Consider the following 18,758-nt stretch of genomic DNA (forward strand, 5'->3'; position numbering starts at 1 on the left):
CTAGACATAGAGTTCTCCTGTTTTCTTTAGTGTAGAACACTTTATAAATTCTGTCTAGTTTAGTGTAACCGATTCACGTTAACCGTTTGACTTTCAATGTAAGTGTTGGTTACAGCGTTAGTTATTCCAAGATAGTTTCCTTGAACTGAGTTTATTTGCCTAAAAGATCCTCTTTTGTAGAGTTCAACTTGTATATCAAGCTGTAAAGTTGTTCTAGCTACTGTAAATGTTCGGCGTAGAGTGTGTGAGAATTTGTCTCTAGTGGCGTTTCTAAAGGGGCTTCTTGGTAGAATATTAGGTATAAGTTCGATTGTTTCCACGACTTCGCCTGTGTCTAAATCAGTCACGGTAGCAACCTCAATGTTTCCGTTATTGGAGTAGGAAACATCAATATTATCGTGCATATAGTCGTTAACTGTAAATTCTAATTTTTCAAATGACACAACTAGTTCTTCGCCAGTATTAGCACTAGCGACAGTTTGTAAATTAAACAGGGTTAAAAGAGCGACTATCGAAAGTATCAATTTTTTCATTTGAGCTATTCCTTTCTCACGTGAAGCAACTTTTGAGGTCATCATCTTTGAAAAAACGGATTAATGATACCCTTAAAATTAGTGCTGTAGCCACTTTTCTTTCTCCTCCTTTCCAGAGAAAAGTGGCAACAAACAACAGGAAAACGTTTTCTTCGTCTTTGTTCTATCACTTTATAAAATGATTGTCAAAGATTTATGTGCTGTTTTAAAAGATATGAAAAATAATTCTGTGTTATACTTAAAACAAGACTTCCCCATCCTCAACCAGCTGGTCAACGATGAGCCACTGGTCTATCTGGACAGTGCGGCGACCAGCCAGAAGCCGCGGCAGGTCATCGAAGCCGTTCAAGCTTACTACGAAGCAGATAATGCCAATGTCCACCGAGGTGTGCATACGCTGGGCAATCGAGCCACGACTGCCTATGAGGCAGCGCGTGAGACTGTTGCCCGCTTTCTCAATGCGAGCTCTAGCCGAGACATTATCTTTACCAAGGGAACGACAGATAGTCTCAACCTAGTGGCTGGGCTGGCTGGTCAGGTTTTGACCGCAGATGATGAGGTCATTATTTCCATTATGGAGCACCATGCCAACCTCATTCCGTGGCAGCAGGTTTGCCAGCGGACAGGAGCAAAGCTGGTTTATGTGGGGCTGGCAGATGGTGGCTTAGACATGGCGGACTTGCGGGCAAAATTATCGCCTAAGACCAAGTTTGTCAGTCTCTGCCATGTGTCAAATGTGCTAGGGGTGATCAATCCTATCGCAGAGATCGCTCAGTTGGTGCACGACGTGGGGGCTTACTTGGTGGTGGACGCTGCCCAGTCTGCTCCCCATCTGCCCCTTGATGTGCAGGCGCTGGGCTGTGACTTCCTCGCTTTTTCGGGGCATAAGATGTTGGCTCCTATGGGGATTGGTGTTCTGTATGGTAAGGCAGATTTGCTCAACCAATTTGAACCCACGACCTTTGGTGGGGAGATGATTGATTTTGTTTATGAGCAGAGCGCAACTTGGAAAGAAAGCCCTTGGCGGTTTGAGGCAGGAACGCCCAATGTGGCTGGGGCTATCGGCCTTGCGGCGGCTATCGACTATCTGACTCAGCTAGGGGGAGATGCGGTGCACCGCCATTGCCAAGAGCTTCTCGACTATACGCTAGCGGGGCTAAAGAGCATGGACGGTGTGACCATCTATGGGCGGCCGCAGTCTGGACTGGTGTCCTTTAACCTAGAGGGGCTCCACCCCCATGATGTGGCGACGGCGCTGGATTATGAGGGGGTAGCCGTGCGTGCGGGTCACCACTGTGCCCAGCCCCTCAATCGTTACCTAGGCGTGAGCGCAACGGTGCGTGCCAGCTTTTATCTTTATAACACGCTGGCGGACTGTGACAAACTGCTGTTAGCCCTGCAAGCAACCAAGGAGTATTTTGATGGCACTTTCTAAGCTAGACAGCCTCTACAAGGCGGTGGTCACAGATCACACAAAAACCCCTCACCACCGAGGGCTTCTCCCTGAACAGGCTCCCCACACCCTCCACAACCCAACCTGTGGCGACGTCCTTTCTCTCAGCCTTGAGCTGGTGGATGACCGTATCGCTGCGATTGGCTGGGATGGAGATGGCTGTAGCATTTCGCTAGCGTCTGCCTCCATGATGGCGGATAGTGTGTTGGGGCTCAGCGTCACAGACGCTCTCGCCATGGCAGAGCTCTTCTCCCAGATGGTACAGGGAGCCAGTGACCCCAGACAAAAAGAGCTGGGAGATGCCCAGTTCCTCTCAGGGGTGTCTAAGTTCCCCCAACGGATCAAGTGTGCAACCTTAGCGTGGAAGGGGTTGGAAAAGGCGTTGAGCGATATAGAAGACAGATAGTATAGAAGTTACCGTAGGAAAAAGAAAGGACACTTATGTCAGAAACAACGGAAATCATTGAGCCCACACCGATTGACTTGGGCGAGTACAAGTTTGGCTTTCATGATGAGGGCATCGATTTGGTGGCTTCGACCGGCAAGGGGCTGAGTGAGGTGGTCATTCGTGAGCTGTCGCAGGTCAAGGGGGAGCCAGATTGGATGCTGGACTACCGCCTCAAAGCCTATCAAGCCTTTCAAAAGATACCCATGCAGGACTGGGGGGCAGATTTGTCGGAGCTGGATTTTGATGACATCGTTTATTATCAGAAGGCTTCGGACAAACCAGCGCGTTCTTGGGACGATGTGCCAGACAAGATTAAGGAGACCTTCGAGCGGATTGGGATTCCAGAAGCTGAGCGAGCCTATTTGGCTGGTGCGGCTGCCCAGTACGAGTCCGAGGTGGTCTACCACAACATGAAAGAGGAGTTTGAAAAGTTAGGGATCGTCTTCACCGATACCGATACCGCTCTTAAAGAGTACCCTGACCTTTTCAAAAGATATTTTGGCAAGCTCGTTCCGCCAACAGACAATAAGCTAGCTGCCCTTAATGCGGCAGTTTGGTCAGGAGGCACCTTTATCTATGTCCCTAAAGGGGTCAAGTGTGATATTCCCTTGCAGACCTATTTTCGGATTAACAATGAAGGGACAGGGCAGTTTGAGCGGACGCTAATCATCGTTGATGAGGGAGCCAGTGTTCACTATGTGGAGGGCTGTACGGCTCCGACCTATTCGACCAATAGTCTCCATGCTGCCATCGTGGAAATTATCGCCCACGAGGGAGCCTACATGCGCTACACCACCATCCAAAACTGGTCAGACAATGTCTATAATCTGGTGACCAAGCGGGCACGTGCCGAAAAAAATGCCACGGTGGAGTGGATTGATGGCAATCTGGGCGCTAAGACGACCATGAAGTACCCGTCTGTCTACCTTGAGGGTGAGGGAGCGCGTGGCACCATGCTGTCCATTGCCTTTGCCAATAAGGGGCAGGTGCAAGATACGGGGGCCAAGATGATTCACAATGCCCCTCATACTAGCTCGTCGATCGTTTCCAAATCCATCGCCAAAGGCGGCGGTGCAGTCAACTACCGCGGTCAGGTGATCTTTAATAAGAATTCCAAAAAATCGGTTAGCCACATCGAGTGTGATACCATTATCATGGATGATTTGTCCAAATCGGACACCATTCCCTTCAATGAAATCCACAACTCCCAAGTTGCTTTGGAGCACGAAGCCAAGGTGTCTAAGATTTCCGAAGAGCAGCTCTATTATCTCATGAGCCGAGGCCTGTCTGAACAAGAAGCCACCGAGATGATTGTCATGGGCTTTGTCGAACCCTTCACCAAGGAACTACCGATGGAATACGCCGTTGAACTCAACAGACTGATTGCATATGAGATGGAGGGCTCGGTTGGTTAGTGGTCTCAGCGGCTGAATAGCCTAATGGCTACTCAGCTCGAGACCACTCCAACCGAGGTGGCAGATGAGGAAAGCCGTTAGGCTTTCTACTGTGCTCGCTGAAACTCGAAGAGTTTCAGGTGTTTCAATAAGGAATGTCATAGAAACTCTCATAATAGACCATGATGCCCTGGGCTACACGAGCCATAGGGCTCGTTTACACCGAAAGTCTTCCGACAGAAGTGAGTAGTTACTGGTGACCAGTTGAGGCTGGGACAAAAGTCCTAACCTCTCAAGTGATTTTTAATTTTCAAGCAAGGCGCATTGGGTGAGTGGGCTCTAATTCGCTGATTTTATCAGCTTTCACAGCCCTACTCAACTGTGAGGAGGTGGGGCGACTCATCGGATTCTGACGAATGACCGATTTTTGCCCCACTCTCAACACCACCGTTCTGTCGACTGAGGTGATAGGTAGGGATAAGCGAGATTAGGTATAGATTGTTAAAGAAATTGAGCCTACGATTGCTTATTGTTGGTTTTAGACCGTTTATGAGGCGGTAGAAGGGTTTGTTTTATAACTCATGCTAAAACTTTTCAACCTTGTGTAAAAAATAGGGCAATAATCTCTAAAGCTCTGCTATTGTCCAAAAAACGAACCTGCTCCAGTTGATCGGGGTTTGTGATATAATAAGGTTAAGTGAGGTGACTATGGATTTAGGACGTTTAGCGGTTGAGATGCGAGAGATTATAGAGGAGATTATTGAGCGAAGTGGCATTAAGCGAGGGCAGGTTTTTGTCCTTGGTTTGTCGTCTAGCGAGGTGAATGGTGGGGTTATCGGCAAAAATTCCAGTCAGGAGATTGGCGAGGTTATTGTCAAAACAGTGTTAGAGAGCTTGACTCGTCGTGGGGTTTATTTGGCAGTTCAGGGCTGTGAGCATTTGAACCGTGCCTTGGTTGTTGAGCGTGAGTTGTCCGAAAAGCTAGGTCTTGATGAGGTGTCGGTCTTGCCGACCTTGCAGGCTGGTGGCTCAGGGCAGGTGGCAGCGTTCAAGTACATGACTGATCCAGTTGTGGTTGAGTTTATTAAGGCCTTTGCGGGTCTGGATATCGGTGACACGGCGATTGGGATGCATGTTAAACACGTGCAAGTGCCCCTGCGCCCCAGTCGGCGTGAGCTAGGTGGTGCTCATGTGACGGCTCTTGCAAGTCGTCCTAAGCTAATCGGCGGTGCTCGAGCTAGTTATGCGACGGATGCGATGAGAAAGGCGTGAGTGATGTATCAACTAATTGCTTTTGACATGGATGGTACCTTATTGCGGAGTGACCATACGATTGATCCGGAAACAGTTGCAGCGCTTGGTCGGGCGGATGAGGCTGGCAAAACAGTGGTCCTTGCGACAGGACGGTCGGCATCAGAGTTACAGGATTATTTGCCAGTTCTGCCGATGGTTCGTTATGGTGTACTTGCTAGCGGTGGTTTGATTTATGATTTTTCTACGGAGACAGTTTTGGAAAAAAAATCCTTATCAACTGAGGTTGTTGCGACGGTCTGTGATTTATTGGATAGGGAAGATGTTTTTGTCGTGGTGATGGCTGACGGGCAAGGTTATGTGCAGTCCAGTCAATTTAATCGGATAGAGGCCTTTTATATGGAGCAGTTTAGACAGCTCTATCTGGATACGGCAGTCTTTGTATCTGATTTAAACCAACTCTTAGCAGAGAAAGCCTGTGAGAAAATCAACATCTACTTTAAAACACCCGAGTTGAGAGAAGCCTATGCGGATCAGTTGGCTAGCTCGGCTATTACCCTTGTAAAAGCCGAACGAACAGGTCTTGAGTTGACCGCCCAAGGCGCAGATAAGGGGGCAGGCTTACAGCTGCTCTGTCAGCGATTGGGTTTTGGGATGGCGGAGGTTATCGGTGTTGGCGATAGTGATAATGACCGTACCATGTTGCAAGAAGCAGGTATGGGGCTGGCGATGGGCAACGCCAAACCCAGTATCAAGGCTCTGGCTAACCATGTTGTGCCAACAAACGATGAGGGTGGCTGCGTGGAAGCTATTGAGCGTTACTTGCTAAGATCGTGATGCTCGATTGAAAAACAGAAAAATAAGAATCGGTAGCCTGGGTGAGCTACCGATTGTTTTAGTTTTCTAACGTTTTGCTGTGATGCCAGCCTCTTGCAAGGTTTTTTGAAATAGTTGATAGAAGGTGTAGTAGACACTTTCTTGCTTGCCATTTTCAACCAGCAGTTCCACACGGTAAATGGTCGACTGGTCTAGGGCTTTTCGAGCGCCTAGATAGGTGGGGCTGTCCAGAACATGTGGGTGGTTAGCAGCGGCTTGATTGCCGACCTCTGTTAACAAGCTGTTAACGTGATCAAAATTAGTATCAAAAGGCAGTGGCAGGTCAATCTGGACACGGCGATTGCCCCGTGAGTAGTTTGAAACGTAGGTAATGTGACGGTTTGGGATGATATGAATGGTACCGTCACTGCTTTTGAGCTGAGTGGTTCGGATGCCTAGGTTAGTGACTTTACCTGCGATATTTTGGATAACCACCTGATCGCCCACATCGTATTGGCGTTCAATTAAGATAAAGGCACCATTGATTAAATCTGTTAAAAAGCCCTGTGCCCCCAGTCCAATGGCTAAACCAGCGATACCAGCGCCAGCAATAAGGCTGGACACAGGTACACCGATAACAGCCAGAATCCCATAGCCTGTTAAAAAGAAAATGGTGTAGTCAGAAAGGCTCAAAAAGAGCTTGACCAAGGTTTGCTGACGGGCAAGGTCTTGGGCAGTGAAGGGTGGGGTTTTAGAGCTCAGCCATTTGACCAGAAAATGGGCGAGGCGCCTAGCGAGCCAAGACAGTAGGAGAATCAGAAGAGTGTAGGCCGTTTTTGCACCGAGTGAGGTCAAGAGTTGGTCCCAGTCAAGGGTCAGCACATCGTTAATCAGAGTTTTCATAGCCCTAGTCTAGCAAAAAAAGGCTGACTTGTCACCTGTTGGGAGATGACCAAGAAAATTGTCGAGGTTGGCTATAACTTGTTTAGAATGGTTCTTATTTGAGGATACCTGTTATACTTAGTATAACAGGTATTGATTTAACAATCAATACCTTAACCCCAATGGTCAAACAAGAAGGAGGAGACCGTGATTCTATTACAAGATATTTTACAGTTTTCAGAGGAAGAATTGCCACGGGTACGAGTGAAGTTCAATAATTGGACAGGTGAAAATCCCTTGCAGAATTATTTAGCCGATCCTGAAACAGTTGATAATTTTAATCTTTTTTGGAGAAATAAAAATCGGAATTATTCTGTTGGCGATATTGCAGTAAATCTCGTCCAAATGGGGCATGATAAATGGTTGTTGACGACCATCAAGCGGGTAACGAAAGAGCTAGGCGTTACTTTTGGACAAAATTATGAGGGTCAGGTAGTGGAGAAGTATTTACCTTATTTTGCTAGGGTTATTCTACATTGCAAACGTCCGGGTCGAGCTCCTGTCTTTGGGTTTCAGACAGTAGCTGACTCTTTAGAGGTTTATGAGATTTTACCAGAGATTTATGGAGGTGAAGCCTTTCCGGGGTATGACAACCTTTGTCTTTCTTATCAACAGTTAGAACTGATTTTACGCTTGGGTAAAAAAGATTGGCTTACCGCTTTGACCAATCAAAAAGCTGTTTACCTCATTACGGACCGTCACACTGGAAAGCTCTATGTTGGCTCGGCAACGAGTGACGCGGGCATGCTCTTGCAACGCTGGCAGTCCTATATTGCCAATGGACATGGTGGTAACAAGGGATTGAAAAAGGTCATTGACAGTGAAGGATTCGACTATGTTAAGGAACATTTTCAATACAGTCTACTAGAAAATTACAATGCTAAGGTTGATGATACCTATATATTAAAACGTGAAAGTTATTGGAAAGAAGTTCTGCAAAGTAGAGCATTCGGCTATAATGAGAATTAGGAGGGAATATGAAAATCGTTGAGGTGAAGCACCAGTCGTCCGAACGCCATGCTGCACAAGGGAAATTACGTGATATCTTAAGAGAAGCCAAGCCGAGAGGTTATTCAGTTACAGAGTTGGGAGGTGGACATGGGAACTGGCTAGTTTACCGTAAAGCAGCTCTATTGGTTGTTGTAGAAGAAGATGGGGAGCATATTGAAATGAATGTGACTTCTCATGTCAAAAAACTATATGGCCGACAAAAGCTAACAAAGAAATTAGTAGAAACCTTTCGTTCAGATATAGCTACAGGAAAAATTGGTGTGGATGACTTGTAACCTGACAGGAAAGGAGGTGAGTGCGATGCAAAAATGGTTGGTTGTAGACCAATTTGGAAACAAATTGGGCGAATTTTATGATAAGTTTTCCGCAGAACAATATGCGCAAAACATCCCAGGAGCCAGCGTTATCCCTGGCTAAAGGGAGATAGAAAGGGAGAAGAGAATTATCTCTCCCTTTTTTAATCGCCTGTTTTATGCTAAAATAGGGGTATGCAACACACAGATATAGTCTACGGCGTACATGCCGTGATGGAAAGTTTACAAGCTAACACTGGCAACAAGCTCTATATTCAGGATGACCTGCGAGGCAAGAATGTCGACAAGGTCAAGGCACTTGCGGCGGAGAAAAAGGTCTCTATTTCATGGACGCCGAAAAAGACCCTGTCAGAGATGGCGGACGGAGCGGTGCATCAGGGTTTTGTCCTGCGCGTGTCGGAATTTGCGTATACGGACTTGTCGGTCATTTTGGACATGGCAGAGCAGGTAGATAATCCCCTTATCCTCATCCTTGATGGGCTCAATGACCCGCATAACTTTGGCTCAATCCTGCGGACAGCTGACGCTACAAATGTGACAGGGATTATTATCCCCAAACACCGTGCAGTTGGTGTGACGCCTGTTGTCGCTAAAACCTCAACAGGGGCAGTTGAGCATGTTCCTATCGCTCGCGTGACCAACCTCAGCCAAACCTTGGATAAGCTCAAAGCGGCTGGTTTTTGGATTTTTGGGACAGACATGGACGGGACACCATCTACCAAATGGAACACCGCAGGCAAGGTTGCCCTTATCATCGGCAATGAAGGCAAAGGCATTTCAGCTAATATTAAAAAACAAGTCGATGAGATGGTGACCATTCCCATGAGTGGGCATGTCCAAAGCCTCAATGCCAGTGTCGCGGCAGCCGTACTCATGTACGAAGTCTATCGGAATCGATTGAGTTAATGAGACAGACAATCTATAGCATTATTTCTGTTGAGGGACGGGCAAGCATCTGGGCAAAATGTTATGATGGCATGATGATTGGGGTCATTTTGCTTAGTTTGTTGCCCCTGATGAGCAAGGGAACAAGCCCCATCATGACAGGTATCGAGCAAATTGTTGCCATTATTTTTGCCTTTGACTACTTACTCAGGCTAGCGACCGCTGATTTCTACCTCAAAAAAGGCTCCTTGTCCTTTTGGCTCTACCCCCTAACCTTTCTAGCCCTTATTGATGCCATTAGCTTTTTGGCTGCTTTGCCCTTGGTTAACAATAGTTTCCGCCTGCTCAAGGTCTTTCGTCTCATTCAATCACTCAGGGTCTTCAAAATTTTTCGTTATTCTAAAAATATTCAACTTATTGTAACGGTCCTTAGAAAGCAAAGCGAGTCATTGTTGTTGGTGGCTGTCTTTGCTTTAGCTTATATCTTTATTTCCGCTCTGGTCATGTTTAATCTTGAACCCCGTCAGTTTCATCAATTTTTAGACGCTCTTTATTGGGCAACAGTGACGTTGACTACTATTGGCTATGGTGATCTTGTTCCACAGACAGATTGGGGCAAATTGCTGACCATCTTCAGCTCTATTATTGGCATTGGTGTGGTTGCCTTGCCTGCAGGGATTATCACAGCGGGATATTTGGAGGAAATAACAGCACGTGAAAAATAAAAAAACAGCGTTTTCAATCGCTGTTTTTTAGTGTATAATAGACCTATAATATACAAGGAGAATCTAATGAAACGTTTAATTTCTTGCTATGCGAGCGACATCGAGAACATCACCAAAGATGAACTCAAACAGGCTATTTTGACCAGTGAAGGTCGGACGATTTTGGGGGAGACTGTGGTGACAGCTGCTCCCCTGATTGAAGGGGTTACTAACGCAGAGATGATGGCGACGTTTGGTTGTGACCTCTTGGTGCTTAATGAGTTTGACGTGTTTGACAAGAGCATCGTCGGCTTTTACACTTGTGACAATCCTATCGCTGAAATCAAGCGCCTGACAGGTCGTCCCATTGGAATCAACTTAGAACCTGTCGACAAGACCCAAACCGTCCTTGATGAGCAGGTACACATTTCCCTCGGTCGTCAGGTCAATGAGCAGAGCCTCAGAGCAGCTCGTGAGTCGGGTGTTGATTTCATCATGCTGACAGGGAACCCATCAACTGGAGTGTCTCTGGCTGCCATCAAAGAAGCTATCATTTTGGCTAAAGAACACTTTGGTGGCCTCATTTTCGCAGGGAAAATGCATGGGGCAGGGCTGGGAGAACCGGTGGTCAACCCTGAAGCCCTCAGAGACTTTATTGCACTTGGTGCTGATGGGGTTCTCGTACCAGCTGTAGGGACAGTACCTGGCGTACGTGAGGAGGGGCTTGCTGATATCGTTGCTGACCTCAAAGCCCAAGGTGCCTTAGTCATGTCGACTATCGGCACTAGTCAGGAAAGTGCAGACCTCCAAACCATCAGAGACTTTGGTCTCAGCAATAAACGTGTTGGCACAGATATTCACCACATTGGTGATGGGGGTTATGGACGCATGCCTGACCCAGAGAACATCATGGCATTAAGTATTGCTGTTCGAGGCAAGCGGCATACCTATTTCCGCATGGGACAATCTGTCCGCCGTTAAATCAAGCAAAGGAGATTAGATGACCTGTATTTTTTGTGACCTCATCACCCCAGAGCAAATTCTTTTAGAAAGTGATCAGTTCAAGCTTGTTTTTGATATTGATCCTATTCAAACAGGTCATTTGCTATTGATCAGCAAGCGTCATGTCTTGAGCATGGCAGACCTCTCGTTATCAGAGCGTCATGAGTTGGTTGACTTAGAAGCTAGGCTAATCGCCCTGTTGGAAGCCCATCTACCGATTGATGGGGTCACTCTGGCAAGCAACGACAAGGGGTTGATTGACGAAGGAACGCATTTTCATGTTCATCTGATTCCGCGATGCACTGGAGATGGTTTTTGGGATAAGATTGACCTTGAAACTTGTCAGTGGGAGTTGGAGACATTTTTGAAAGCCCTCTAAGTTGACAGGATAAGCAGAGGACAAGACAGTGTGGTCGCATTCCTATCCTGACCTTTAGGTATAATCAATTGGAGTGTGGGACAAAAAGCGGTCATTCGTCAGAATTCGATGAGTCGTTAGCTCACTCAACCACTGCGCCTTGCTTGAAAATTAAACATCACTTGAGAGGTTAGGACTTTTGTCCCGGCCTCCTTTTTTAGTCATAAAACAAGTAAAAAGTTAATAATAAAAATCTTTTTGTAAAATATACTTGACAAAATTCATCTAAAGGAGTAGACTGAAGGTAACTTAAACATACAGGAGGGTTGCGATGTTTTCCAAACAAGACCTTGTTAAGAACCAGTGGTTAGCCATTGCTCTGACCAGCGCCGTAGATGGGCTAGCCTTACTGGTTGCGTTGACAGCTGAGGATAACTTTCTCATCAAGCTAGCATGGGCGGTAGTCGTTTTGACAACACTTTTTTTGCTGGGACTAGTCATGGGGTTAAGGACGGCTAAACTGCTCCAGCATAAGATTGATACAGGCGATTTGTCTGATTCTCGCTTGCGCCGACTCAACACTAGACCTGTCTATGACGAACGGCAGCAGAGTTTCCTACTTAGGAGCTATGCTGTTGGTTTTTGGTATGCCATGGCGGTGTTTGTTTTGTCCATCTTCGTCGGTCGGTTTTGGTCTGATGTCATCTCACTTGACTTCATGGTGGCGCTAGGGCTCTATGGCGGCGTGGGATTGACCATGACCTTGGCCAATCTCAAGGGCGTCTCCCCCTTCGTTGACGACCGTTTCGGCAGACAGGGTCAGCTGATGGGCTGGGTTGCCACGCTTTTTGGGCTGCTCATCACCCTATCCTCTCTTTTAGGGACAATAGCAGAGCAGGAGATGTTAAGCACCTTCTTTATCAGAGGGGGGTCAGGTTCGCTCTTCGTTTTAGGGCTTTGCCTCTTTAGCATGGGGGCTAGCATCCTCTATCGCCGTTATCAGGACAAGAAAGAGGAGGACGAGTAGATGGTGATGTTACTGCTGGTGTTGGTGTATGTGGTCTTTCTAGTTAAGCTAAATCAGTCTAAGAGACTAACTACCAAGCAGGGAGCGGCTTTCTTATGGCTTTATCTGGTGGCTAACCTTATGTGGTCAACCTCTCAAAAGCCTTTGAACTGGGGAGCTGGCCTAGTGGTCTTAGGGGTCGCCTTGCTTGCTCAGATTTTGAGCAGTTGGTTCAAGCAAGGAAAGTAGGTGAGAGATGAAAAATCTTCGTTTAAAGGCTGCTCGGGCTGGGAAAGATCTCTCCCAGCAAGCCTTAGCAGAGCTGGTTGGTGTCTCGCGCCAGACTATTTCTGCCATCGAAAAAGGAGACTATAACCCAACCATCAACCTCTGTATCGCGATTTGCAAGGTTTTAGATAGGACCTTGGATGACCTGTTTTGGGAAGGATGAGTATAGGAAATGCAGGCAGAAACGTCTGTTGACCATCTGTGTTCGTTTAGTCATCAGATTTTTACCAAGAAATGGTAGTAGCACTTTACTGATGGAGTGCATCATTCGTCAAGCATTCCCATTATGGCTAAAGAGTTTTGGTAAGGGAGGACTACAATCGGTTGTTCGGTGGCAGTCGATATTCCTTGATCTGTCAACTATCTAGGGGCGGCTTCAACATTTAGGGGAGTGACTGTTGAAGGGCGAGCCTTGAGACAAGAAAGCGAGCAGCAGTCAGGGAAAAGCTTTTTTTGGGGTTGATCGAGGAGACGATTTCGAGCGTCAATCCTATCTTTCAGACGGTTTTTAAGACCTTCTTAAAGAATAAAGACAAGATTGTCAACGCCTTGGAACTGCCTTACTCAAACGCTAAACTAGAGGCGACAAACAACCTTATCAAGGTCATTAAACGGAATGCCTTTGGGTTTCCGAAATTTTGAANAGGCGACAAACAACCTTATCAAGGTCATTAAACGGAATGCCTTTGGGTTTCCGAAATTTTGAAAACTTCAAAACTCGCATTTTCATTGCACTGAGCATAAAACGAGAGAAGACAAACTTTGTCCTCTCTCGGTGTTAAATTGGTCAACCCACTACAGTTGACAAAGAGCCAAGAAAACCCGCATCTGGTCAATTGACCAGATGCGGGTTAACAGAGTGTGATTAGTCCTCACGTTTTCTCAGGCTAGTCAATCCTAGAGCCGCAACAAGGGCTGCACCGTCAAGAAGAGCTAGGCTAGAGCTTGCCTCACCGGTATTTGGCAAGGTTGGTTTGCTAGCAGCAGGTGCACTGCCAGCTGGGGTTGGCGCTGAGCCAGTCGGCTGCGTTACTGGTACATCAGTTGATGTTCCAGGGATTGACACTACTGTAGCTGGTTTGTAAACAATACCATACTCACTGAAATGCTCTGCCGTGAAAATCACGACTTTCTGAGTTTGACCAGAAACAGTTGTCACCTCAGCAGTGCGGAATGGCAGGCTGTCTGCCTTGTCACTGTTTGGCAGGTAAACCACTGTGGCGACTTCCTTACCCGCATCCACAGGCAGGATAACTTCGGCACGACCAGCCATCTTGATGATCTTACCATGCTTGTCAACCAATTCGATGTCAAAGAGGTCGTAGTCCGCACCCTTCAGAACTGATGGGGTCGCCACATGACCAGTTTCCTTAGCCACAATCCGAAGAGCAACAATATTAGCATCCTCTCCCTCAGACAAGAGCACCTGAATACCTGTCGCCTTATCTTCCAAGATACGGGCTGGTGTCACAGCTGGTTGAGTTGGATCAGCTGGTGGGGTCACAAGCTTAGTACCAACCCTCTCACGCTTAGGCTTAGCAGGCTTAACAGGGATGGTCTCCACAACCTCTGTACCAGATTCCGTCAACTCATCATCAACATAAGTATCTAGATAAACATGAATTTCCTCACCTGCTTCCCCATCTTCAATTAGGATTCGACCTTGTTCTAAGCTGTCATCATTGACGCGAACTGTATCGACTGGGATAGGGATAACCACTGATACACGGCGTTCTTTCTGGCTAACTACCTTGCGTTCCAATCCTGCGATGGCTGCTTTAAGCGCTGTATTGGCTGCATCAATAGCCTCCTGATTATCAGCCGCAGTGTAGGCTGCAATGGCATCACGAACGGCTTGATCGAAGGCAGCAAGTCCAGCTGCTCTATACTCGTCGCGAGCAATCTCTCCTGCTTGATAGAGGGTATTGCGCAAGTAAGACAGGGTAACTGGAACTTCTGTCGATGGGGTTACCGTTACCACAGGGGTCAATTCTGCTACCGCAACAACCTTGTTCACACGTGCAGGACTCCAGTGATGGGTTTCAAGGGCTGTGAAGCGGAAGAATTTGGCTGTCACAGGCGTGAAGTCCATCGGAGTTGACGCAATACCGTCAACCATGTTAATGGTGTTGTCCGCATTGCCATTGGTAAAGGTCACGCGGTTAAAGGTCTGACCGTCTGTGCTGTATTCCAGGAAGGCTTTTTTAACATTACCAACCGCATTGGCAATCTGACGTGGAGTATAAAGGACACGACCGACTTCCTGAGCTTCAGCTAATTCAATGGTCAAGCGCTGTGGTTCAACCGTGTTGTCCTTATTGGGGTTGCTTGCCCAGTAAGTTGTTGGGTTCTTATCTGTGGCAGAGCCTGCTGGACGTTCACCACCATCGTTGGGGTCAAAGCTGGTTGCTGTTGGCGCACCCAATTCGGTTGCAACTTCATGCGGACGAGGGGATACTTGATCAAAGAGTGCTGGGGCTGACTGGAAGTCTCTAGCCTTGTCTTCTAAGATAAAGCGGCTGATGCTGCCATCAAAGTCTGGCGATGCCACACGGAGAGTTGATTTTTCCAGAAAGTCATTGACCTTGGTCTTATCATGAGCAGTATTATGAAGCTGACCATCAATAAAGAGCTTGAGACTACCATTTTTCTCACGGACAGCGGTGATAACGGCTTCCTGACCTGGTTGAATGAGGACATCCGCGGTACCACGGTCAGCTGCTTTGAGGGTGCTAAATGGTGCCGAAGTCACCTGCAAGCCCTTGACATCAAAGATGACACGACCAGCCTCGTCAACAGACAGGCGCCATTGACCATCTTGTTCAGCGATGGTTTGGTTGAGGCTGTTGAGGGTGACTTTTGCTGTCACAGAGAAGGGACCACGACCCTCGATGCCCTCTTTGAGCAGAGGCGTCGCCTTGTCCACAGCTGTGATGTCTTCAATCACGCCCTGATTGTAGGCTGTCACGAACAAGGTGCCTGTCGCCTTGTTTGGTCTTGGGGCATTGTCTGCGACATCGGTGTAGGTCACTTCTGCCACTTGGCGATCGTTCAGAGGGGTGCCCAGGGTCAGAACAGCTGTTCTCAGGTCTTTGTTGTAGGTAACTGCTGTCACCGTATTTCCTGCGACAGCAAAGCTGGCTCCTGTCGGCAAGATCCGCTCATCAAACTCAATGCTGATGATGTTATCAGCGATAGCTTTTGCCACCAAAACCTCAGGCGCCTTGGTGTCCGCCGTTTTCGAAAACTGGAAGATGACGGTTTCATAAGGTTTGAGGGTCAGGCTGATTTGGTCGCCATAGTTGGTCAAAGCGGTGCTATCATGGCGCTTGTCGCCGTGAACAGTGGTTCGGTGCATGCCAGTCATGCCCTCACGCACCCCGACCAGGCGATCCAGGGTAATGGTGTAGGTCTGCTCGCTGTTAATCGGGTTCCGAATGGAGAGGATACCAGTCTCCTCATCCCAGGCAGAGTAGCCGTAAACCTCACCGTGACCTGGCTTGCCGCCGTGAAACTTGGCGTGTTTTAGGGTCTCGTAGTTGGCTTCAATCCAGTTGACCACCTCACCGTTGACCTGCCACTTCTCATCATCCATCATGTTGTAGCTGTAGTAGAACTCCCAGAAGCCTGTGCCACGGGTTCCCAGCATGAAGAGATAGGTTCTCAGGTCTTCAGCAGAGAAGTTGATTTTTGGTCGTTGACCTTGGGCGTTTGGCTCCAACTTCTTACCAGAATTGGCGGTATTTCCGTAAACTGGATCATGGTTGTAGATGTTAGCAAATGGCAACTGCCACTTGCGGAGGTTGACCAGTTCCTCGTAACGGTCGTCACGATAGGTAATGGCTTCCGCAGCATCATTACCGAAGTCCAGATGGGCGTATTGATCCTTCTTAACATGGTCTTGGTAGTCCACGTCAGCCGCATTTTGCATCCAGATGGAGTTGACCCATTGCAGGAACCATGGTGATGGTGGAATGTAAGAGGTCAGGTTAATCCACATCTTATCAGGGTCAGTTGACTCCCGACGAATGGTTTCATAGAGACCAATCCAGCGTTCATGAGCCTCGGTCATGGAGTACATGTTTCGGTGACCACCACCGATGAAGTTGTCGTTTGGATCGGTATCGGAGCGTGGATTGAGCAGGAGACCATCTAGCTTCCAATAGTTGATGTCAAATTCCTTGTCGTAGTTGGCAAAGAGATTGTCCATGCCCTCAACATAACGTTTGTCACCAATGTAAACCACACCAGCATGCTTAGACGCCTTGCCTTGGCGAACCAGGTTGTCCGCCAGTCGACCAGGCTCAGAATAACCGCCCTGAGGGCCGACCCAAAGACCGAAGTCTGAGCCGAAACGTTTAACCTGCTTACTGGAATCGTAGAGCTTATTAGGGAATTTCTGGTTGAAATCCCATAGAGTCGTCATGTCTTGCCAGCCATCATCCACAACGTAGGAATGAAGTGGCGATACTCCGCCATTGACAAAGCCACGCTCAATCTCATTGAAGCTGGACTGGATGTTGTCAGCCGTGATATTGAGCATGTGGTCGAACCAAGAGTTGTACTGCTTACGGAAATAGGTATCCTGACCAATTTTGGAAATGTAATCGTAGAAATCCTGCTGGATAACCTGATAGTCATCTGAACGGGCGACACCGACAACCGTGTTCCAGGTTCGAGTGTTGCCTGACGCATCCACTCCCAGTTGAGCCAAGGTTTTACCAGAATAGTAGCGAGAAATCATCTGGTTCTTGCCAGCCTCAACGGTATTGAGGGCAACAGGGAATTCTGAACCCGTGTAGAAGCTCTTGATGTAGACTGGCTGACCAAGACCCGCATAGAAGCCGTTAAAGCCTGCCATCTCAGCAATGGCTGCCTGGTTTGAGAAATCATGGACACGATCCGTCGCCTTAATCTTAAAGGACTGAAGGTCGATAGTGTCAATGGTTAAACGTTCACGATTAGCCTCAGGCACTGATAAAAGCAAATGAGCCTGACTAAACTTGCTGTCCTTGGCTAAATCAACCACGTATTTAACGGTAACGGGAACGTTTTGGTAAACATGCGGTTTGAAAGTGAAGGTCAGTTTTTCCCCTTCGTTTGAACGCTCACGCTGAATGCCATTTTCAGCCAGAATCAGCTTGTCTAGGCTGATTTGGTATTGATCAAGGTGAGCTTCCATACGGGCAGTGTAGTCAGCGACTTTTTGAGCCTGCTCTGCGATGAGCGTAGTTGCTGAACGGTCAGAGACGTCGAATTCAGCCGCTGCTGCAAATGGTTGACCATTTTGGGCTGACAGGGCTTCAAACTTAATGGTTTTGACATTGGTCAAGCGACGTCCCAGGTCAATAAACTGAATCTGACTTGGGTTGTCAGTGATGGTGCCAGCTTTAATTTCTTCATAATCGACAGCACCATCTGCCTTGGCATAAATCTTGTAATCCTTAATCAGACCATTCTGCCCACCATCTTGACGAGGCACATAGATAAAGGTTTCAAGGTCTCTAGGGGTTGGTAAGGTGATTTCAACATGGGCAGGCAGGGTGTTTGGGGTGCCGATACCATTGTTGTAGTTGCTGTGCCAAATGGTGCCCAAATTATTGTCCTGAGCTAGGGCAACAGCACCCTCACGCGCCCCTGCATTGGCGGCCGAGTTGGTCGTCACCGTCCAACTGGCCTTATCCTGGGCATAAGGTTCGTAGCTCGGCGGGGTTGGACGGGTGCTTGGATCAGTCTCTTTGAACCGGATCACAAACTCCTTAGACCCCTCTTGGAATTCCAAACGATCGCTACCATCGGCTAATTTATTTTCAATGCTGGTGGTGCGAAGCTTGCCATCCTGAACCTCAAAATGCCTAGCGATAGCCTCATTTTCCAAGGTAATGCTTTGGTTGGTCACCGCAATCGTGGTCACTTCTGGGGCTGGACTATTGGCGACGAGATTGGCTTCTTCCGCTGTTGAAACCCCTGTCTCAGCTGTCGGGGTTGCTCCCTGACCAGTTGGGGCTGGGCTTGTACCTTCAGTATCAGCCTTAACCTCCACGCCTGATAAAAAGCTCATCCCAATGATGACCGAGCAGATGCCGACGGTCAATTTACGGATGCTAAACTGACTTTTCTTGGTGAACAAGTGCTTGTTCATAGAAATCCCTCCTTTTTGTAATCGTTTACTAACTCTTTGATTATAGTATAACTAGCCTAGAAAATCAAGTGTTTTTGTGCGAACTTGTTTTATTTTTGAAAAATATAAACAATTGATAACAAAGGAAAACGTGGCAACTAGAGCAAACAAGCTACCAGCTCTGCTATTTTCCCAAAAATGTGCTATAATAAAAAGGACATCAATTTTTTGG

The 18,758-nt window shown here is 47.5% G+C and carries 17 protein-coding genes and 1 pseudogene; 15 read left to right on the plus strand and 3 right to left on the minus strand.

Going from position 1 to position 18,758, the window contains the following annotated elements; genetic code table 11:
• Nucleotides 1-59: 59 nt before the first annotated feature.
• Nucleotides 60-533 (minus strand): hypothetical protein, encoded by a 474-nt coding sequence (locus tag ACERC8_RS05475; protein ID WP_373658885.1) that lies wholly within the window; start codon nt 531-533, stop codon nt 60-62.
• A gap of 214 nt (nt 534-747) precedes the next feature.
• Between ACERC8_RS05475 and ACERC8_RS05480 the strand changes: the two genes are divergently transcribed.
• The 5 genes from ACERC8_RS05480 (at nt 748) to ACERC8_RS05500 (ending at nt 5,916) form a co-directional block, all read left to right on the plus strand.
• Nucleotides 748-1,968 carry an aminotransferase class V-fold PLP-dependent enzyme gene (locus tag ACERC8_RS05480; RefSeq protein ID WP_373658886.1) on the plus strand — a complete coding sequence of 407 codons (1,221 nt, stop codon included), beginning with the start codon at nt 748-750 and terminating at the stop codon, nt 1,966-1,968.
• Nucleotides 1,955-2,392 carry a Fe-S cluster assembly sulfur transfer protein SufU gene (gene sufU / locus ACERC8_RS05485; protein ID WP_373658887.1) on the plus strand — a complete coding sequence of 146 codons (438 nt, stop codon included), beginning with the start codon at nt 1,955-1,957 and terminating at the stop codon, nt 2,390-2,392. Before ACERC8_RS05480 ends, sufU begins: the two co-directional genes overlap by 14 nt.
• A gap of 35 nt (nt 2,393-2,427) precedes the next feature.
• Complete coding sequence (gene sufB / locus ACERC8_RS05490) at nt 2,428-3,849, plus strand: Fe-S cluster assembly protein SufB (protein ID WP_373658888.1); 1,422 nt, start codon at nt 2,428-2,430, stop codon at nt 3,847-3,849.
• Nucleotides 3,850-4,536: 687 nt separating this feature from the next.
• Nucleotides 4,537-5,100, plus strand: a complete 564-nt coding sequence (locus ACERC8_RS05495; RefSeq protein WP_373658890.1) for a TIGR01440 family protein — start codon at nt 4,537-4,539, stop codon at nt 5,098-5,100.
• Between the two features lie 3 nt (nt 5,101-5,103).
• The gene (locus ACERC8_RS05500; protein WP_373658891.1) at nt 5,104-5,916 is read left to right on the plus strand and encodes a Cof-type HAD-IIB family hydrolase; all 813 of its coding nucleotides are present in this window, start codon (nt 5,104-5,106) and stop codon (nt 5,914-5,916) included.
• Nucleotides 5,917-5,982: 66 nt separating this feature from the next.
• Here the strand turns inward: ACERC8_RS05500 and ACERC8_RS05505 are convergent, their stop codons facing one another.
• Nucleotides 5,983-6,798, minus strand: a complete 816-nt coding sequence (locus tag ACERC8_RS05505; protein ID WP_373658892.1) for a mechanosensitive ion channel family protein — start codon at nt 6,796-6,798, stop codon at nt 5,983-5,985.
• A gap of 186 nt (nt 6,799-6,984) precedes the next feature.
• On the opposite strand from ACERC8_RS05505, the gene ACERC8_RS05510 reads away from it, so the two are divergent.
• From ACERC8_RS05510 to ACERC8_RS05555, 10 genes and pseudogenes are all read left to right on the plus strand, one after another.
• Entirely contained in the window at nt 6,985-7,806 is an 822-nt protein-coding gene (locus ACERC8_RS05510) for a GIY-YIG nuclease family protein (protein ID WP_373658893.1), read from the plus strand.
• An 8-nt stretch (nt 7,807-7,814) separates the two neighbouring features.
• Nucleotides 7,815-8,123 carry a hypothetical protein gene (locus ACERC8_RS05515; protein ID WP_373658894.1) on the plus strand — a complete coding sequence of 103 codons (309 nt, stop codon included), beginning with the start codon at nt 7,815-7,817 and terminating at the stop codon, nt 8,121-8,123.
• A 213-nt stretch (nt 8,124-8,336) separates the two neighbouring features.
• Complete coding sequence (gene rlmB / locus ACERC8_RS05520) at nt 8,337-9,068, plus strand: 23S rRNA (guanosine(2251)-2'-O)-methyltransferase RlmB (RefSeq protein ID WP_373658895.1); 732 nt, start codon at nt 8,337-8,339, stop codon at nt 9,066-9,068.
• Nucleotides 9,068-9,772, plus strand: coding sequence for an ion transporter (locus ACERC8_RS05525; RefSeq protein WP_373658896.1), 705 nt, complete (start codon nt 9,068-9,070; stop codon nt 9,770-9,772). The genes rlmB and ACERC8_RS05525 overlap by 1 nt, the downstream gene beginning before the upstream one ends.
• 66 nt (nt 9,773-9,838) lie before the next feature.
• A complete protein-coding gene (locus ACERC8_RS05530) occupies nt 9,839-10,732 on the plus strand; it encodes a haloacid dehalogenase-like hydrolase (protein ID WP_373658897.1) in 894 nt (297 codons plus the stop codon).
• 19 nt (nt 10,733-10,751) lie between these two features.
• Nucleotides 10,752-11,132, plus strand: coding sequence for an HIT family protein (locus ACERC8_RS05535; protein WP_373658898.1), 381 nt, complete (start codon nt 10,752-10,754; stop codon nt 11,130-11,132).
• A gap of 310 nt (nt 11,133-11,442) precedes the next feature.
• Nucleotides 11,443-12,138, plus strand: a complete 696-nt coding sequence (locus ACERC8_RS05540) for a hypothetical protein (protein ID WP_373658899.1) — start codon at nt 11,443-11,445, stop codon at nt 12,136-12,138.
• The gene (locus ACERC8_RS05545) at nt 12,139-12,366 is read left to right on the plus strand and encodes a hypothetical protein (RefSeq protein WP_373658900.1); all 228 of its coding nucleotides are present in this window, start codon (nt 12,139-12,141) and stop codon (nt 12,364-12,366) included. It begins immediately after the preceding gene.
• Between the two features lie 7 nt (nt 12,367-12,373).
• Nucleotides 12,374-12,568, plus strand: a complete 195-nt coding sequence (locus tag ACERC8_RS05550) for a helix-turn-helix transcriptional regulator (protein WP_018367605.1) — start codon at nt 12,374-12,376, stop codon at nt 12,566-12,568.
• A gap of 287 nt (nt 12,569-12,855) precedes the next feature.
• Nucleotides 12,856-13,187 (plus strand): annotated as a pseudogene (locus ACERC8_RS05555) (transposase); the annotation flags it as partial.
• Nucleotides 13,188-13,270: 83 nt separating this feature from the next.
• Here the strand turns inward: ACERC8_RS05555 and ACERC8_RS05560 are convergent.
• The gene (locus ACERC8_RS05560; protein WP_373658901.1) at nt 13,271-18,547 is read right to left on the minus strand and encodes a discoidin domain-containing protein; all 5,277 of its coding nucleotides are present in this window, start codon (nt 18,545-18,547) and stop codon (nt 13,271-13,273) included.
• Nucleotides 18,548-18,758 lie beyond the last annotated feature (211 nt).

It is taken from the genome of Streptococcus sp. E29BA, from assembly GCF_041807805.1.
Taxonomy (GTDB): domain Bacteria; phylum Bacillota; class Bacilli; order Lactobacillales; family Streptococcaceae; genus Streptococcus; species Streptococcus entericus.

What these genes read in the sequence shown, in the direction of transcription:
- sufB (WP_373658888.1), top strand. Translation starts at nt 2,428, where the DNA reads ATGTCAGAAACAACGGAAATCATTGAGCCCACACCGATTGACTTGGGC.
- ACERC8_RS05500 (WP_373658891.1), top strand. Translation starts at nt 5,104, where the DNA reads ATGTATCAACTAATTGCTTTTGACATGGATGGTACCTTATTGCGGAGT.
- ACERC8_RS05525 (WP_373658896.1), top strand. Translation starts at nt 9,068, where the DNA reads ATGAGACAGACAATCTATAGCATTATTTCTGTTGAGGGACGGGCAAGC.
- ACERC8_RS05515 (WP_373658894.1), top strand. Translation starts at nt 7,815, where the DNA reads ATGAAAATCGTTGAGGTGAAGCACCAGTCGTCCGAACGCCATGCTGCA.
- sufU (WP_373658887.1), top strand. Translation starts at nt 1,955, where the DNA reads ATGGCACTTTCTAAGCTAGACAGCCTCTACAAGGCGGTGGTCACAGAT.
- ACERC8_RS05535 (WP_373658898.1), top strand. Translation starts at nt 10,752, where the DNA reads ATGACCTGTATTTTTTGTGACCTCATCACCCCAGAGCAAATTCTTTTA.
- ACERC8_RS05475 (WP_373658885.1), bottom strand. Translation starts at nt 533, where the DNA reads ATGAAAAAATTGATACTTTCGATAGTCGCTCTTTTAACCCTGTTTAAT.
- ACERC8_RS05480 (WP_373658886.1), top strand. Translation starts at nt 748, where the DNA reads ATGAAAAATAATTCTGTGTTATACTTAAAACAAGACTTCCCCATCCTC.
- ACERC8_RS05495 (WP_373658890.1), top strand. Translation starts at nt 4,537, where the DNA reads ATGGATTTAGGACGTTTAGCGGTTGAGATGCGAGAGATTATAGAGGAG.
- ACERC8_RS05540 (WP_373658899.1), top strand. Translation starts at nt 11,443, where the DNA reads ATGTTTTCCAAACAAGACCTTGTTAAGAACCAGTGGTTAGCCATTGCT.
- rlmB (WP_373658895.1), top strand. Translation starts at nt 8,337, where the DNA reads ATGCAACACACAGATATAGTCTACGGCGTACATGCCGTGATGGAAAGT.
- ACERC8_RS05545 (WP_373658900.1), top strand. Translation starts at nt 12,139, where the DNA reads ATGGTGATGTTACTGCTGGTGTTGGTGTATGTGGTCTTTCTAGTTAAG.
- ACERC8_RS05505 (WP_373658892.1), bottom strand. Translation starts at nt 6,798, where the DNA reads ATGAAAACTCTGATTAACGATGTGCTGACCCTTGACTGGGACCAACTC.
- ACERC8_RS05560 (WP_373658901.1), bottom strand. Translation starts at nt 18,547, where the DNA reads ATGAACAAGCACTTGTTCACCAAGAAAAGTCAGTTTAGCATCCGTAAA.
- ACERC8_RS05550 (WP_018367605.1), top strand. Translation starts at nt 12,374, where the DNA reads ATGAAAAATCTTCGTTTAAAGGCTGCTCGGGCTGGGAAAGATCTCTCC.
- ACERC8_RS05530 (WP_373658897.1), top strand. Translation starts at nt 9,839, where the DNA reads ATGAAACGTTTAATTTCTTGCTATGCGAGCGACATCGAGAACATCACC.